This is a genomic window from Treponema endosymbiont of Eucomonympha sp., from assembly GCF_001028545.1.
The window spans coordinates 1-561 of the sequence record NZ_BBPW01000464.1; the positions used below are offsets into that span (position 1 = coordinate 1).

Sequence of the window (561 nt, forward strand, 5' to 3'; positions counted from 1 at the left end):
GGGCAAAGGCAGCGCGCTGCGGCGTGCCGCAGCTTCGCCGACTGGGACTGCCGAAATGGAGAGAAAAGGAGCGGGCTTTGCCCGTTCCTTTTCTCGTCTCATAGGGGAAGCGGTTTTGCCGCTTCCCCTATGACGGCGCACAGAACGAATATCCGCCGCGGATACGCCTATTGACACTCTTTTGCGCATTTCTTATATTTCTGCCTGCAAGCAGCCGCCGAACGCGCCCAGCCGAAACGGACGCGGCACGTACCGGGCAGGGCGCGGCGGCGGCAAAGCGGACGCGCGTTGCGCGTTCAGAAGACACCGGTCGGCGGACTTTAAGCGCAAGGGGAACGTGTATGAAAAAGACTGCGGTTCTAACGGCATTGCTCGCCGGAATATGTGCGAGCGCTTTTGCCGCAAGTGTAAGCACAGGGGTTCAGTTCGGGTATTCGCCGATTTTCGAGAATTTTAGTTCAACAGGTTCAGGAAAATATGAAACTGAAGCCAAAACTGATTCATATGTAGGAGAGACTAACTCCTATGGGCTTAATGCCTACGGACTTGACGGCTCTTTGT

1 protein-coding gene is annotated in these 561 nt (G+C 55.8%); it reads left to right on the top strand.

Translation table 11 applies throughout. The features are described 5' to 3' along the window. Positions 1–341: 341 nt before the first annotated feature. Positions 342–561, top strand: a 220-nt coding sequence (locus AWU74_RS12865) for a hypothetical protein (protein WP_162505039.1), incomplete at its 3' end; no start/stop codon positions are given.